The organism is Chitinimonas koreensis (assembly GCF_014353015.1).
Lineage (GTDB): Bacteria > Pseudomonadota > Gammaproteobacteria > Burkholderiales > Chitinimonadaceae > Chitinimonas > Chitinimonas koreensis.
Genome location: NZ_CP060704.1, coordinates 5532015 through 5546031, shown reverse-complemented (window position 1 = coordinate 5546031; position 14017 = coordinate 5532015). Strand labels below are relative to the sequence as shown.

At 61.3% G+C, this 14017-nt stretch carries 14 protein-coding genes; 12 read left to right on the top strand and 2 right to left on the bottom strand.

The features are described 5' to 3' along the window. Positions 1-7: 7 nt before the first annotated feature. The 8 genes from H9L41_RS23655 to H9L41_RS23620 all read left to right on the top strand — a co-directional run bounded on the left by H9L41_RS23655 (position 8) and on the right by H9L41_RS23620 (position 6516). On the top strand, positions 8-745 hold the full coding sequence (locus H9L41_RS23655) for a DsbA family protein (protein WP_028447365.1): 738 nt from the start codon (positions 8-10) through the stop codon (positions 743-745). 195 nt (positions 746-940) lie between these two features. After that, the gene (locus tag H9L41_RS23650; RefSeq protein WP_028447366.1) at positions 941-1435 is read left to right on the top strand and encodes a JAB domain-containing protein; all 495 of its coding nucleotides are present in this window, start codon (positions 941-943) and stop codon (positions 1433-1435) included. A gap of 93 nt (positions 1436-1528) precedes the next feature. Further along, complete coding sequence (locus H9L41_RS23645) at positions 1529-1801, top strand: hypothetical protein (protein ID WP_157462086.1); 273 nt, start codon at positions 1529-1531, stop codon at positions 1799-1801. A gap of 37 nt (positions 1802-1838) precedes the next feature. Then, positions 1839-2282 carry a TIGR03757 family integrating conjugative element protein gene (locus H9L41_RS23640; protein ID WP_051319270.1) on the top strand — a complete coding sequence of 148 codons (444 nt, stop codon included), beginning with the start codon at positions 1839-1841 and terminating at the stop codon, positions 2280-2282. Continuing rightward, positions 2279-3229 carry a TIGR03756 family integrating conjugative element protein gene (locus H9L41_RS23635; protein ID WP_028447368.1) on the top strand — a complete coding sequence of 317 codons (951 nt, stop codon included), beginning with the start codon at positions 2279-2281 and terminating at the stop codon, positions 3227-3229. Before H9L41_RS23640 ends, H9L41_RS23635 begins: the two co-directional genes overlap by 4 nt. Positions 3230-3237: 8 nt before the next feature. After that, positions 3238-4638, top strand: coding sequence for an integrating conjugative element protein (locus tag H9L41_RS23630; RefSeq protein WP_028447369.1), 1401 nt, complete (start codon positions 3238-3240; stop codon positions 4636-4638). Further along, positions 4635-4988, top strand: coding sequence for a hypothetical protein (locus H9L41_RS23625; protein ID WP_028447370.1), 354 nt, complete (start codon positions 4635-4637; stop codon positions 4986-4988). The genes H9L41_RS23630 and H9L41_RS23625 overlap by 4 nt, the downstream gene beginning before the upstream one ends. Positions 4989-5001: 13 nt before the next feature. Next, the gene (locus H9L41_RS23620) at positions 5002-6516 is read left to right on the top strand and encodes a conjugal transfer protein TraG N-terminal domain-containing protein (RefSeq protein ID WP_028447371.1); all 1515 of its coding nucleotides are present in this window, start codon (positions 5002-5004) and stop codon (positions 6514-6516) included. A 16-nt stretch (positions 6517-6532) separates the two neighbouring features. Here H9L41_RS23620 and H9L41_RS23615 read toward each other — a convergent pair whose 3' ends face one another. Then, positions 6533-6889, bottom strand: a complete 357-nt coding sequence (locus H9L41_RS23615) for a DUF3742 family protein (RefSeq protein WP_028447372.1) — start codon at positions 6887-6889, stop codon at positions 6533-6535. 310 nt (positions 6890-7199) lie between these two features. Between H9L41_RS23615 and mobH the strand changes: the two genes are divergently transcribed. The 4 genes from mobH (at position 7200) to H9L41_RS23595 (ending at position 11910) form a co-directional block, all read left to right on the top strand. Beyond that, on the top strand, positions 7200-8903 hold the full coding sequence (gene mobH, locus H9L41_RS23610; RefSeq protein WP_051319272.1) for a MobH family relaxase: 1704 nt from the start codon (positions 7200-7202) through the stop codon (positions 8901-8903). A 144-nt stretch (positions 8904-9047) separates the two neighbouring features. Next, the gene (locus H9L41_RS23605; protein WP_157462087.1) at positions 9048-9698 is read left to right on the top strand and encodes a PIN domain-containing protein; all 651 of its coding nucleotides are present in this window, start codon (positions 9048-9050) and stop codon (positions 9696-9698) included. 2 nt (positions 9699-9700) lie between these two features. After that, entirely contained in the window at positions 9701-10441 is a 741-nt protein-coding gene (locus H9L41_RS23600) for an NACHT domain-containing protein (protein ID WP_187523616.1), read from the top strand. Between the two features lie 95 nt (positions 10442-10536). Then, entirely contained in the window at positions 10537-11910 is a 1374-nt protein-coding gene (locus H9L41_RS23595) for a hypothetical protein (RefSeq protein WP_187523615.1), read from the top strand. A 112-nt stretch (positions 11911-12022) separates the two neighbouring features. On the opposite strand, the gene H9L41_RS23590 is transcribed toward H9L41_RS23595, so the two are convergent. Beyond that, complete coding sequence (locus H9L41_RS23590; RefSeq protein WP_028447374.1) at positions 12023-13846, bottom strand: tyrosine-type recombinase/integrase; 1824 nt, start codon at positions 13844-13846, stop codon at positions 12023-12025. Between the last annotated feature and the right edge of the window lie 171 nt (positions 13847-14017).

The window sequence follows — 14017 nt, the reverse complement described above, 5'->3', positions numbered from 1 at the left end:
GAACGCCATGCGCCACCCCATCTTCACCCGGCCTCGTCTCGTGATCGCAGTGCTTCTCACCGGTGCGATCGGCGTCATCGGCTGGACCTTTACACGTGCACCTGATGATGCCGCCGATCCGCTGGCGCCCGTCGTCGCCGCGTCGAGCACCGCGAAGCCGGCCGGTCCACCGTGGCTGTATGGCCGTGCCGATGCGCGGTTCACCGTGATCGAATACGCCGACCTCGAATGCCCGTACTGCCGCACGCACTTCCCCGCTCTCAAACGCTGGATCGACGTCAATCCCGACGTGAACTGGCAGTGGCACCATCTGCCGCTGCCGATGCACGAGCCGGCTGCGACGGCCGGTGCGCGACTGGCCGAATGCGCCGGTGAGACTGGCGGCCATGCGGCTTTCTGGCAGGCCCTGGAGTGGTACTACGCGCACACCCGCGGTAATGGTCAAGGTCCGCCCCAGGACACGCGCTATCCGGATCTGTCGCCGGCCGTGCAGCAGTGCCTCGGTAGTGATCGGCCCGACGCGGTGATTCGCAGCCAGGCCGCCGAGGCTGCGCAGGCGGGCATTGCGGCGACGCCGGCACTGCGCCTGAGAGATCGCACGTCCGGCAAGTCGATCGTGCTGCACGGCCCCGTTGAGGGCGACGCCTTGCTGTCCGCCATCGACTTGCTCAACGCCAACCCCGCTGAAACCGAACCTCTCCCCACCACAGGAATGCCTGCCGACGTCGTCGGCATGCCCAGGTAGCCGCCGATCTTCAAGGCTACGGCGCGGTTCGCCGCGTTGATCGTCCTGTTCGCATCGCATCCTTCAATGCGAACGCCCATCGCCTCGGCGGTGGTGGATGCACGATCCCTTTCCTGTCCTGTTTCACCCATCCCTTGGAGGGCTCCGCCCCAAGGGAGCGCGTGCGTCCTCCGCTCATCCAATTGGAGGTTCGCCATGTCTTACATCGCCGCCGACTCCGGCGCAGGGCCGCTCGCTCTGCTCGCTGCTCAGAACAAAAGCTGGCTCGTCCAGCACGCGATCAGTCTGTTGGAGGAAGAGGTATTCAGAGGTGGCCCGGTGCTGGGAAGTCCGAGCGCTGTACGCGACTACCTACGCCTGAAGCTCGTCACTGAGCCCAACGAAGTGTTCTCCGTCGTGTTCTTGAGCAACAAGCATCACGTGCTCGCCTGTGAAGCCCTGTTTCGGGGCACCGTCAACTCAACCGTCGTGTATCCGCGCGTCGTTGTTCAACGTGCATTGGTGCTCAACGCTGCGGCGGTGATCTTCGCGCACCAGCATCCATCTGGTTGCACCGAGCCATCGTCCGCCGATCACGAAATCACCGGTCGGCTGAGAACCGCGCTGGGCAGCGTGGATATCAAGGTGCTGGACCATTTCATCATCGGCAAAGGAGATCCCTACTCGTTCGCTGAGGCCGGGTTGTTGTAGCGCATCGATTCGCCGGTCGTACGATCTTCCTTCACCCCTTGCGGGCTTCAAGCCCGCAAGGCCTTGGCGCCCGCGTGCTTTCGGGAGCGCTTCATGCCACCGAAGATCTGCCACTTCGACGGCGTTCCCTTCGTCGTCACGCCTTATCGGGATGGCGCCTTCATCCGCGAGGATGTGTTCCAGCGTCAACTCGTCGTCATCTGCCGCGGCTGGTCGACCGCATCTGGCGGTGTCATGCGCACCAGGCGCTTCAATCGGCGGGAGCATGATCGACACGGGAGCCTCGGCTCCCGTTCTTCTTCTGGTCGGCCGTCAATGCGGGCTGCATCAGCTCCGGTTTCTCGATCGTTCTTCGTCGGCACTTGAAGTCGACTACGGCCTTGAACGATTTTGTGGAGTCCTCATGCCGACCTCATTTCTCATCACACTTCGTGGTTGGTCGACGCTGACCGCCGCATGGCTGAGCGGCGTATGTGCCGTGTTGCTCAGCACCGTCGCCATCGCCGATGTGCTGGTCGTGACCGACAGCCGCCACCCGGTCCGCAACATGGCCGGAGTGCGCGTCGTTGAGCTGGACCTGCACGCGCGTGTCGAAGCAGACCTCACAGCGGGCTTGCCCGCCGACGCGGAACGCGCGGCCGCGATCGTCCAGCAGCGCCTTCGCGATGGTGGCACACCGCTGGAACGCCGGATCGCGCACGCCTATCAGGGCGTAGCCGACGCATGGGGACTGGGCGTATCGAAGATCCCCGCCGTCGTCGTCGACCGCCGCTACGTGATCTACGGCGAGCCCGACGTCGCGCGCGCTGTAGCGCGTATCCGCGCCTACCGGAGCGAGCAGCCATGAGCGGCCTTCGATTCGCCATGTCGCGGCGCCTGCGCGGGCTCGCTGCTTCGATGCTGCTCATGGGTGCCGGCTCGGCGTTCGCGCTCAACACCGCCACCATCACGTCGTCGGCGTTGTCGGCGGATTGCCTGGAATACCGGGTCGTGGGCATCTGCTACTGGCTGCTCTGCACCAACTTCGGCTGTACCGTGCGCACCTCCGTCAAGGTCCGCCACTACGTCCCAGACGCGGTCGTGTCGAGCTACGCCAACACCGGCGACAACCCGTGGCTGGAGGTGCGTGCGATGAGCCTGCCCAATTCATCTGCGCGTGGCGGGGGGGACGGGACGACGAATCACGACGCGGAAAACAATCTCGCGAAGTTCAAGAACGCCGACGTGATCGGCCATCCGGCAGGCGTCGTGTTCAGTCAGTACGCCGGCGGGTTCGGCTACACCTGCGCTGGCGCCGGCACCCCGTTCGTGCCCTACCTCCTCAGCACGCTCGACACGCTGGCGTGGCGCTACAACGTCCCGGAATCGTTCTACCCCGAATCGCTGATCCCAGGCCTACGCGAGGTCGGCGCCCGCCTGACGCTCAACCTGTGGGGCAACGTCTATCCGCGCGGCGGGCTGATGCACCAGACCGACGACTACATGAGCGGTGCGGTGATCGCGCAGCGTGCCGGCGACGTCGTTACTCGACGCGGCCAGATCCACGTCTACCAGCCGCTGCTGGCCAACGCGCGCCCGGGCTACTGGCCGGCCGGTGAGTTGATGGAGAGCGACGCCACGACAGGGAAGTGGCAAGAGCTGACGCCGACGCTCTCGTACAGCTGCGCCGTGTTCCCGCACAGCGGCACGCGCATCCAGGCGCAGCGCGGCGACTACACCTGGGCGCTGTGGCGGCCCTACGCCTGCTGCCGGCGCCGCGGGCAGATCTTCCTCGGCAGCGTCGACTTCCAGTGAGGCCCACCATGTACGCATTTCTCCCGTGCCTGCGTGCCATGCCGCGCGTGCAGCGCCTGTTTCTCGCCGTCGTCCTGGGCGGTGCCGTCAGCGCGGTATGGGCGCAGACACGCCTCGATGGCGATGGCTTCAGCACGAGCGGCAGCGTCATCGGCGACGACGTGCTCTACAGCATCGGCGGCGGCCGCGCGGTCTCGATGAGCGGCGCCGGCAACATGCAGAGCATCGGCGTCGGCGTGGGCTGGAACAGCAATCTGATCTGCGGCGACATGAGCATCACGACCACGCTGCAGAACCAACTCAACGGCATCACCAACGGCTTCCAGTCGATCATGTCGAACGTGATCCAGAGCGCCACGTCGGCGGTCGCGTCGCTGCCGGCGCTCATCATCCAGCGCGCCGACCCCGGCCTCTACAACCTGCTCACCAACGGCATCCTGCAGGCGCGGCTGGATTTCGACCGCTCCAAGCTGACGTGCCGTGCGATGGCGAACCGCATGGCGGACATGGCCGGCGGACAGGCCGGCTGGGATCAGTTGGCCGAAGGCATGGCGCTGCGCGACGCGGTCAACAGCACCGACGCGGTGTCGGCGATCGAGCAGGCCGAATTGAACAAGGGCAACAGCGGCGTGCCGTGGGTCGGCGGCAGCAACGCAGGCGGCAACGGCCAAGCGCCGATCAAGGTGGTCGGCGACGTCACCCGTGCCGGGTACAACCTGCTGAATGGTCGGAGCGCGACCGACACCTCGTCGATCGCGCGCAATGCCTGTGGCAATCGCTTGACCTGCCAGACCTGGTCGTCGCCGGAGGCCGCAGCGACATGGGCGACCCGCGTGCTCGGCGAGCGCGAGCAGCGCACCTGCCAGAGCTGTACCAAGACGCAGACGACGCCGGGCGTCGGGCTGACGCCGATCGTGCAGGAGGAATACGAGAGCAAGCTGCAAGCGCTGCAAGACCTGGTGCGCGGCTCCAAGCCGACGACGGCCGTCAACCTGCAGGCCGCCAGCAGCAACTCGCTGCCGATCACGCGCGGCGTGATCGAGGCGCTGCGTGACGAGCCGGACCAAGACGTGCTCGGGCAGCGCTTGGCCTCGGAAGTGGCGCTGGCCAGCACGCTGGAGAAGGCACTGCTGCTCCAGCGCACACTGCTGACGGGCAAGAAGGAGCCGAATGTCGCAGCCAACGAACTCGCCGTGAAAGCCGTCGACCAGGAGAGCGACGCGCTGTCGCAGGAGATCGACAACCTCAAGACCGAACTCGAACTGCGGCGCACGCTCGCCGGCAACTCGGCACTCGCGATCATCCAGCGGCACAGCACGCGCGCGGCCGGATCGAGCGGCATCTTCGAAGGCACGACGACGCGCGATCGCAAGAAGGAGATCGAGCAGCCGCGGAGCCGCACGCCATGACCAAGCGGACGTGGTTGCATCTCTCGTGGCTGCTCAATCGTCAGGTCGGCGCAGCGCTGCTGTGGACCCTGCTGGTGGTCGGCGCCGCCGCGCTCGTGAACGTCGCCGGCATCCATGTCGTTGGCAGCGTCGATGCCTGGGCGCGCTGGCTGCAGACGCATGCGCTGCTCTTCTTCGCATGGCGGCTCGGTCTCTACGCAGCGACTGCCTATGGCTGGTGGTGGATGCGCCGGCGCCTGCGGCAGCGCGAGCCCGGCGCTGAAACGCATCTACGCCTGGTGCGGATCGAGGCCGCCGCCCTGATCGCCATCGTGCTGCTCGAAGGCAGCCAACTGCTACTGCATCGCTGAGGCAGGCATCGCCATGACGCTCTACACGACGGACTACCTGGAGTACTACCTGACCCTGGTGGGCTGGGTGGTCAACAACGGCATCTGGAACATCCTGGTGGCCAGCGGCGTGTTCGCGCTGCCCTTCCTGACCATCATCGTGCAGGAATGGCTGAAGGCACGCACCGACGGCGCTGACGAGGGCAACAAGGGTGTGCTCTCCTCGTTGCGGATCGAGAATCGCGTGTGGGTAGCGATCGTCGTCATCATGTTCGGCGGCATGCCGCTGCTGCCGGTGGATTTCGCCACGATCAAGTTCGACAGCAGCCGTTCCGCGCAATGCCAGGTCACTGTTCCGCAGCCGGCGGATACGGGCTGGTCCAACGCCTACACCACGCTCAACAACCAGAGCGCGATGGCGCCGGTGTGGTGGTTCTTCGTGCACGCACTGTCGAAAGCCGTGACGGCCGCCGCCGTCGCCGCGATCCCCTGCGGCACCGACCTGCGGCAGATCCGCATGGACGTCGATGCAGAGCGCATCGACGATCCGGTGCTGGCACAAGAGGTCGCGGATTTCGCGCACGACTGCTACGGGCCGGCGCGCGCGAGGCTGTTCATGGGCCGGCCGGCGCTTGACGAAGAGCAGATGAATGACGTGACCTGGATCGGCTCGCGCTTCTTCGTCGACACGCCCGGCTACTACGACCGCTACCACTCAAAGACGCCGCGAACGGCTTGGCCGTACGACGCGAACCGTGACGCTGGGTTGGCACAGGTCGATGGCGGCGGAGGGTATCCAACCTGCAGGCAATGGTGGTCGGACGACAGGAAGGGACTCCGCGCTCGCCTGGTGGCCCAGGTCGATCCCGATCTTCTGTCGCGCATTGGTCGGTGGGCTGCCTTGTCCCGCCAGGACATTGACGATGGCGTGATCCGCACCGTCGCCTCGCCCCGGCAGCAGAAGATGAACCAGGGCGCCGTCTACACCGACTACGGCGGCCAGATCGAAAAGACGCTGCCGAACGTCGTGACGCGCGGCGCGGGTGATGTCGGCATGGCGTTGGGATCGGTGGGTATTTTCCCGGCCATGGACGTCGTGCGGCAGGCCCTGCCTATGGTGCTGTCGTTCCTCAAGATGGCGCTCGTGATGTGCATCCCGCTCGTGCTGCTGTTCGGTACCTACGAACTCAAAGCGGTCATCGCGATCAGCTGCGTCGAGTTCGCGCTGTTCTTCGTCGACTTCTGGTTCCAGCTGGCTCGCTGGATCGATTCCACCATCCTCGATGCGCTGTACGGCTGGGGCTTCGGGTGGGACCGGCCGCACAGCAATTTCGATCCGCTGATGGGCCTGAACAACGCATTCGGGGACATGGCATTGAACTTCGTCATGGCCACGATGTTTGTTGTGCTACCCGGATTTTGGATCGCAGCGCTCGCGTGGGTAGGTGTACGAGCGGGGAACGTTGCTCAGATGCTCTCTGCTGGGACAGAAGGTGTCAAAGCAGCAGGCGGCAAAGGTGCAGACGCGATCATGAAAGCCGTGAAATAGCGCTGGCGCCAGACGATCACTCGTTGTCTACGCTGCCACAGTCGATCCGGACCTCGCCGCGATAGAGGCCGTACCCGTCCCAGCCATTTCGCCACTCGCTCTTTCCGATGTCGCTGAGATCGGCATGCCTCCCCGCATAGGCTGCGAAAAGCGCGAACGCGGCGAGCAACGCCAACCAAAAGGCGACGTAGAACAAAACGCCGATCACCACGAGCTTCGCGGTCAAGGACAGGACTTGAGCTGCACCAGGCTGCAACCCCTGCGTAATGAGCCAGCTGCGCGCATTGCGATCGTGACGCGACAGGGCGCGCACCGCGCGTCCCAGGGCTCGGCCCGCACGTTCGGCAGTGTTGTTATGCGCTGTTGCCTTCATGGTCGGTCTCCTCACGCCCAAGTCGGCGCGGACATGACGATTGGATACTGCTTCGCAGCTACCGGCAAGCCCTCCTGTCGGCGGTCAATTCAGGCGGCTTCCGCCGCTCATTCGGCCGCTTCAAACGCAAAGGGTTCGGTGAAGGCGAAGGGCAAAAAGGAGTAATGGAATGGATGCAAGGGGAAAGGCCCTACCCGAAAAGGCAAAAGGCTTCCTTGCGAACCCTGCAGCTTGGCTCGCTGCACTCTCGCTCCGCAAAAAGGCGCCTGCGGTAGCAGCACAGCCATCCGTGCCGCCGCAGTCGGGGCTGATGCATCCGGAAACTGCTGCGACGCTGCTCGCGTCGCCGCGTCGGCAGAAGCTGCTGGAGCACATCTGGCAGCGCACCTCGCTCTCGCGCGCGCAGTTCGCCACGCTGTATCTGGCTCCGCTCGAGCGGTACGCCGAGCTGGTCCAACTGCTCCCGGCATCGGAGGGACACCACCACGCTCACCTCGGCGGCATGCTCGATCATGGCCTGGAAGTCGTCGCGTTCGCGCTGAAGCTGCGCCAATCCCACCTGCTGCCGGCAGGGGCGACACCCGAAGCGCAAGCAGCACAGGGCGAAGCGTGGACCGCCGCTGTCGCCTATGCGGCGCTCCTACACGACGTCGGCAAGGTCGCAGTCGATGTGCACGTCGAGTATGCGGATGGCACGCGCTGGCATCCGTGGCATGGCGCACTACGCCGGCCTTACCGCTTCCGATACCGCCAGGATCGCGAATACCGCTTGCACTGTGCGGCGACCGGGCTGCTGTACGCCGCGCTGCTGGACCGCGACATCATGGACTGGCTGGCGGGCTACCCGGAGCTGTGGACCGCGCTGCTCTACCTTCTTGCCGGCCAGCATGAGCGCGCCGGCATATTGGGTGACCTTGTCACGCAAGCCGACCAGGCGTCCGTCGCACAAGCCCTGGGTGGCGATCCGGCGAAGGCGCTCACCGCGCCGCGGAACGCGCTGCAGCGCAAGCTGCTCGACGGGCTCCGCTATCTGCTGCGGGAAGAACTCAAGTTGAATCAGCCGCAGGCGTCCGATGGCTGGCTCACGCATGACGCGCTATGGCTCGTCAGCAAGACAGTGTCCGACAAACTGCGCGCCTATCTGCTGTCCCAAGGCGTCGACGGCATCCCAACGAGCAACAGCGCGGTCTTCAACGTGCTGCAGGACCACGGGATCGCCGTGCCGACTGCGGACGGCAAGGCCATCTGGAAGGCGACCGTCACGAGTGCTACTGGCTGGTCGCACAGCTTCACATTCCTGCGGATCTCGCCTGCCGCAGTGTGGGACGGTCAACGTCCTGCAACATTCGACGGTACGGTTTGCGTAGAGGGTCAGGAAGCCACGGCAGCTGTCCCGGCAGGCAACGGCGTGAGCGGTGACGCCCTTGATGCTTCCAACGGCCCCCTCTCAGCCGTGCCGCAGCCCGCAGCGGTATCGGCCACGGAGCCGGTCGATAACGTCGACGCGTTGCTTTCGCTGTTCGCCGGCCCAGAGCCTGTCGCGGATACTACGCTGGCCCCGCCCGCCCCGACTGCGTCCGTTGCCGTGGCCGCGTTGCCGGCGGAAGCGCTACCGGCCACGGACAACAATCCCTCCGGCGAGCACTTCCTTCGTTGGTTGAAGCAGCACATCGCGAGCCGGAAGCTCGTCGTCAACGACGCGAAAGCGCTCGTGCACACCGTTGCCGATACGGCGTATCTGGTGAGCCCTGGCATCTTTCAGCGATACGCGCAGGAGCATCTGCAAGTCGCGAAGATGGCCAAGCAGGAACAGATGGCTGAATGGCAATGGGTGCAGAAGCAGTTCGAGCGGCTGCGTCAGCATCAGAAGCAAGCGAATGGCCTGAACATTTGGACATGCGAAGTCACTGGGCCACGCAAGTCACGGCGACTGCATGGATACCTGCTGTGCCAGCCGTGTGCACTGTTCAATCTTCTGCCACCTAATAACCCGCACCTCCGATTGATGCCGTAGTTACCTGTACTGCTGACCGGACGTCGGCACTTCTGTGACACTCCTGTGATCCACCGAGAGAACGACCCATAGCGGTGCTGCGCCTGGCCGTTGAAGGTCGACTTATTCGCACATCAACGACGATGAATACGCTAAAGTTCGCTCATGAACACTGCCTCGGCTGCCACTCGAATTGTCAATGTGTCTGCGTTCGTCGATTGGAACGCTCAGCTGATATTGACAAAAATTGATTTTGAAGCTGAGCCGCAAAAGGCGGCGACGGCTGCATTTCGGCAAACAACCCGCCGAATTGCACGCTGCCTAGCGGAAATCGATGAGAACAAACGATTTCGGGTGGCTATGCGCCTTTATCATGGTTGGCATCAGGGATATGAGCCCACTGTAAACAGGAAGGCTGCCCAGATTGTGATTGCTCAAAGCGATTTTGCGACCCTGTCCCAGCGACCGAACGTCATATTTTCCCCCAACGTTGAGTTCGGGGATAAGCTTATCGCCGCCACTAATCGCCGACTCCATAGAAAATTAGCTATACATCTCCCAAATACAGTGCGCCGAAGATTCGGCACAGAGCTTGAAGAGAAAATGGTCGATACCGCTCTTGCTGCTGATTTGGTTGCTACTGCATATAGGGATGCCGGCGAATGGATCGTGGTCGTCACGGAGGACGACGACTTAGTGCCTCCCGTGTATGTCGCCGAAGCTGCATTGGTCGGGTCTGAGGCGAAGGTCGTTTTGCTCAGGAAACGAGCGCAGATGGGCATGCTTATTCTCGAAGACATTCTACGGACAGGCTAATTATGAATCGCGACGAACTAATAAATGACCTTTCTCCGTTCGCAGACATCGGCGACAACGCAGTAAAGATCAGCGAACAAAAAGGGAAGATTTCGGTGCGATTGACCCGCGAGGCGCGCACGCTCAAGTTAGTTATCGATCAAGAGACAGGAAAAATACAGAGCACTTGGGGCACCGCCCCAGCAAAGGTCTTTGCGAACCTCACCGCATTGCTCGCGTCTGAAGTATTCACAAATCTCCGACGCTGGTCGGATATGCAACGTGAATATCTAAAGAAGGAAGCTCCGGCCCCCGAGCAACTATTGCCCATTCACGGGGTAACTCATGAATTCAAGGAGATTCATGCGATCGATGAAGTAGATCAATTGTTGGGTTCCGCCGAGCGACAGCCCAATGCCACGGAGATTTTGCTCATAGACGGGCCTGCAGGCATTGGCAAGACTAGCTTGATCGAGCAGCTGGCACTTCGTCGAGCGGAAAGCTACCGAACAAATGGAAGGCCCCTTATTCTTCACGTTAAAAGCCGCGGCCGTGTGTTGTCAAATCTACAGGACTTGATGGCCTTTAGTTTGCAGACGATTCGGTCGCAAATCACTTATGACCAGATACCTGTGCTTGCTCGGCACGGCTTGGTGGTAATCGCAATTGACGGTTTTGATGAACTCGCTGACCCAAACGGCTACGAAATGGCATGGGCGCAGCTGGGGGAACTAGTGGCTTTTGTTAGGGGAAAGGGACGCTGATTCTAGCGGGGCGAGACACGTTTATCGGTCGTTCGAGGCTACTTAAAGATGTTCCAGCCCTAAGGGAGCATGTAGATATTGTCAATGGACTAACATTGGCCCCAGCAAAGCCTGAACAGGCGAAGGAATGGCTGAAAAAGCATCAGTGGACCGAAGCGAATTTCGCCATACCTTCAATCTCCGTATTGTTAGAAGACCACTCCTTTGCTTTGCGTCCTGTCTTCTTGCGGATACTCGCCGAGCATGTTAAGCCGAAGGAGCTAAAAGATAAACACGAGAGATATTTAACGCCCCTGCTTGTAAATCAGATGATTCATCGCGAGGCGGGGCTTTTTGGGAAGCCCGTCGAGAGCGTACTGAATCAACAACAACGCGAAGCCTTTGTACTGGAATTTCTTTGCGAAGTAGCTCGGGAAATGGCGGATTTCCAGACCGAGTCGCTAGAGGCAAGTGAAATTGCGTGGATTAGCGAGGCAACCTTGGGTGATGAGAAACCCCAAGAGGTTATCTCGCTTATTAGGAATCGCGCGAGCGTGGTCGCCTTTTTCGTTAATGATGAAAGGCCCGGCTATAAGACATTTATGCATTCGTATTTATTGAACTACTTCATCGCCCTAGTGGTAATAGATGCTCTTGCAAGGGGTGACGTCCCTAAGTTCGTACGGCGCAACCTTCTCGGGTCGGAATTCTTATCAGTCTTTTCTGACGTGGCAGCGGAATCGGCTGTAACGTCGAGTCAACAATTTTCGACTTTTTGTGCGCGGGCATCTTCAATGTCTTTCTCCTATGCTAGCGCCGACAGAGCACTAAGAAACGTAGGCGCTTTGCTGCTAGCGTCCCTTCCCGCACTCGCAGAGCCGGCTGAAATCACGTTTCGGGCCTTTCAGGTGGATGATGCTGTGATTCGTGGCGTATGTCCGCAGGCAAGCTTAATCGATTTTGAAATCAATCAGCTAGATTGCAGAGGAGCTGATCTGTCAAAGCTCAATTGGAGCAATTGTAAACTGGGCAGCATTATTGCTGACGAATCAATTCGAGTTTCCCCGTCTTTTCCGATTCCTTTAAAGATCTCGCTTGCAAGTGGTCAGCAAATTACCGGGAGCGACGACGTATCGGCTTGGTTTGGGCCGCGAGGAGTGGACCCGGAAGCTACCGTCTTGAGCGGTTTGGCACCACAGGCCCTCCGGAAAAAGCCGATCTTTGCTCTGTTAAGCCGGGCGGCCCGCATGCGCCAATATTGGCTCCGCGCCGACAACGAGGATATGCAGGCGAGCAAGATTGTTAATGATCCGAATTGGCCAAAGCTAAGCAAAATCCTCGCAAATCATGATTATCTGCGTGAGGAAACACGTCAGGCGTCGGGTCGCGCATCTGCGTTCTATCACATTAAGCATCGAGAGAGCATTCTAGCTGAGCAACCAGATGACGAGCATCTGAAAAAGCTTTTTGATGATTTAATGAAGGCATAATTGACAGGTGCTCGACGTGAGCTTAGGAGGTGGAGCGAGCGGCGGTACTGCTTTGTATGCATCAAGTCGCCAACTAAATTGGCGACTTGATGCTGCAAAGTGAAGGAATCCTCTATGCCACCTGGGTTGACCATTCTTGTTCTTTCACCGAGTCGCACACGGTCATCATGATCTGATCCAGATTGCGGTGGGTCACGACTTCGAGCGCTGAACGCTCACGCAATTCCGGTCGGGGTACCGTGAGCGCGTGGTATATCACCCACGGGTCCGTTCCTCGACTGAGCTTCAAGACGGCCTGAATGAGGGCATGCTTCACCGGATCGAGGTGCCAATCGGGCACACGCTGCCCGCGGTTACCGACGCTGATCGCAAGCAAGTTCCCTGCTTTGATCTCGTAGCTGATCCACCGACGTGACTTTCCGGCCATCTTCGCGTACTCCACGACGGGCAGGTTGTGCGGCGCCTCGAAGAGATCGAACAGTTCAATCCTTTGGCGCTGTGCTGCTGTAAGTAGCGGTGACATCGAAATTGGCGGGACTGGAACAGCCGGCAGACGGTGTTCGCCGATCGACTGCATTGCTGCGTTAGGCTGCGTAACGAACAGCGTCGGCGACGCCGTCGTGCTTGGCGACGTCTCCCCATTCGCCGCCGGAACGTTTGCGACCTGTACCACCAACGGCCGCGCGGCTTCATCCACCTTATCCTGCTCGAACAAGTCGAGTCGGTCGGCCCAGTTCTGCATCATGAGGCGCCGCTGCTCGACGTACTCAGCATGGTTGTACGTCGCGCTCACTTTGTCGGGGTCTACGTGAGAGAGCTGCGCATCGATCCACGGCTTCGGATAGCCGAGCTCGTGAAGCGCGGTTGAGAGCGTGCCCCGAATGCCGTGTCCGGTCAGCACGTCCTGGTAGCCCATCCGCTTCAACGCGGTATTGAACGTGTTCTCGCTGACCCGCTTCTTCAGGTCGACGTCGCCTCTGAGGAGGTGACGCTGCGCAGGCTTGAACTGCTCCAGCAGGTGCCGAACAATTTCGATCGCCTGAACTGGAAGCGGCACGATGTACGGCGGCACGTCCTGCGGCTTCTGACGCTTCCGGCGCATGTCCACCTGAAGTTGCTTCACCGTTTCCGGTGGGATGATCCAGAGACCACGCTCCAAATCGAACTGATCTGGCGTCGCCCATCTCAGCTCTTTGGTGCGCACACCCGTCAGCAACAGGAGCCGCAACCCCAGCTGCGTTTGCACCCGGCCACGATACGCACGTAGCCGCTGCAACAGCTTTGGCAGCTGCGCCATCCGCAGAAACGGATTGTGGTTCACCGGGGGCAACGGCTGCGCGACGACGTCGAGGTCGGACGCAGGGTTCTGCTCCAAGCCCGGCACGATGACCAACGCGTATCGAAAGAGCTGGTTGAGCCACGTCCTGACCTTTTCAGCGACGGACAACGCTTTCCGCTTCTCGATCCTCGCGATCACCTCCAGGAGATCGTGCCGCTTGACGTCGTAGATCGAACGTTCGCCGAGCAACGGCAAGACGTCCTTCTCGAAGATGCGCGGGATCAGCGAACGTGAGGTCTGCCTCCCCTCTTGAAGGCTGAGCGCGCGGTGCGCAAACCACTTCTCATATACGGCCATGAACGAACATTCGCTCGCGAGCTTGGCCGCGGCACGCGTTTGCTTTCGCTGGCAGCGGGGATTGATGCCTTTTGCCACCAGTGCTCGCGCTTCATCGCGCAGCGCTCGGGCTTCGAGAAGTGAGACTTCTGGATACGTGCCGAGCGACATGCGCTTCGGCTCTTTGTGCCAGTAGTAGCGGAAGTGCCAGCTCTTGCCGCCCTCGGCGGTGACCGCGAGGGAGAGGCCGAGCACATCGGGGAGGGTGTAGGCCTTGCCGGTGGTCTTGGCGCGCCGGACAGCCAGGTCAGAGAGTGCCATCTCAAGCTCCTGATTGAGAGTCAGGAACCGGATGCTTACCTCATCGACCGTGCACCTCTATCAACAATCCGGAAGCCGCCGTGCCCGTAAAAATGGACACATTTATGGACATAAAAGTCCTGGCTTTCGGTGGATTCCGGTGGACGTCCCTGGAACATGCAGTCGCTGAAA

Coding starts and splice junctions, on each gene's coding strand:
- H9L41_RS23655 (WP_028447365.1), top strand. CDS start 8: ATGCGCCACCCCATCTTCACCCGGCCTCGTCTCGTGATCGCAGTGCTT.
- H9L41_RS23650 (WP_028447366.1), top strand. CDS start 941: ATGTCTTACATCGCCGCCGACTCCGGCGCAGGGCCGCTCGCTCTGCTC.
- H9L41_RS23645 (WP_157462086.1), top strand. CDS start 1,529: ATGCCACCGAAGATCTGCCACTTCGACGGCGTTCCCTTCGTCGTCACG.
- H9L41_RS23640 (WP_051319270.1), top strand. CDS start 1,839: ATGCCGACCTCATTTCTCATCACACTTCGTGGTTGGTCGACGCTGACC.
- H9L41_RS23635 (WP_028447368.1), top strand. CDS start 2,279: ATGAGCGGCCTTCGATTCGCCATGTCGCGGCGCCTGCGCGGGCTCGCT.
- H9L41_RS23630 (WP_028447369.1), top strand. CDS start 3,238: ATGTACGCATTTCTCCCGTGCCTGCGTGCCATGCCGCGCGTGCAGCGC.
- H9L41_RS23625 (WP_028447370.1), top strand. CDS start 4,635: ATGACCAAGCGGACGTGGTTGCATCTCTCGTGGCTGCTCAATCGTCAG.
- H9L41_RS23620 (WP_028447371.1), top strand. CDS start 5,002: ATGACGCTCTACACGACGGACTACCTGGAGTACTACCTGACCCTGGTG.
- H9L41_RS23615 (WP_028447372.1), bottom strand. CDS start 6,889: ATGAAGGCAACAGCGCATAACAACACTGCCGAACGTGCGGGCCGAGCC.
- mobH (WP_051319272.1), top strand. CDS start 7,200: ATGCATCCGGAAACTGCTGCGACGCTGCTCGCGTCGCCGCGTCGGCAG.
- H9L41_RS23605 (WP_157462087.1), top strand. CDS start 9,048: ATGAACACTGCCTCGGCTGCCACTCGAATTGTCAATGTGTCTGCGTTC.
- H9L41_RS23600 (WP_187523616.1), top strand. CDS start 9,701: ATGAATCGCGACGAACTAATAAATGACCTTTCTCCGTTCGCAGACATC.
- H9L41_RS23590 (WP_028447374.1), bottom strand. CDS start 13,846: ATGGCACTCTCTGACCTGGCTGTCCGGCGCGCCAAGACCACCGGCAAG.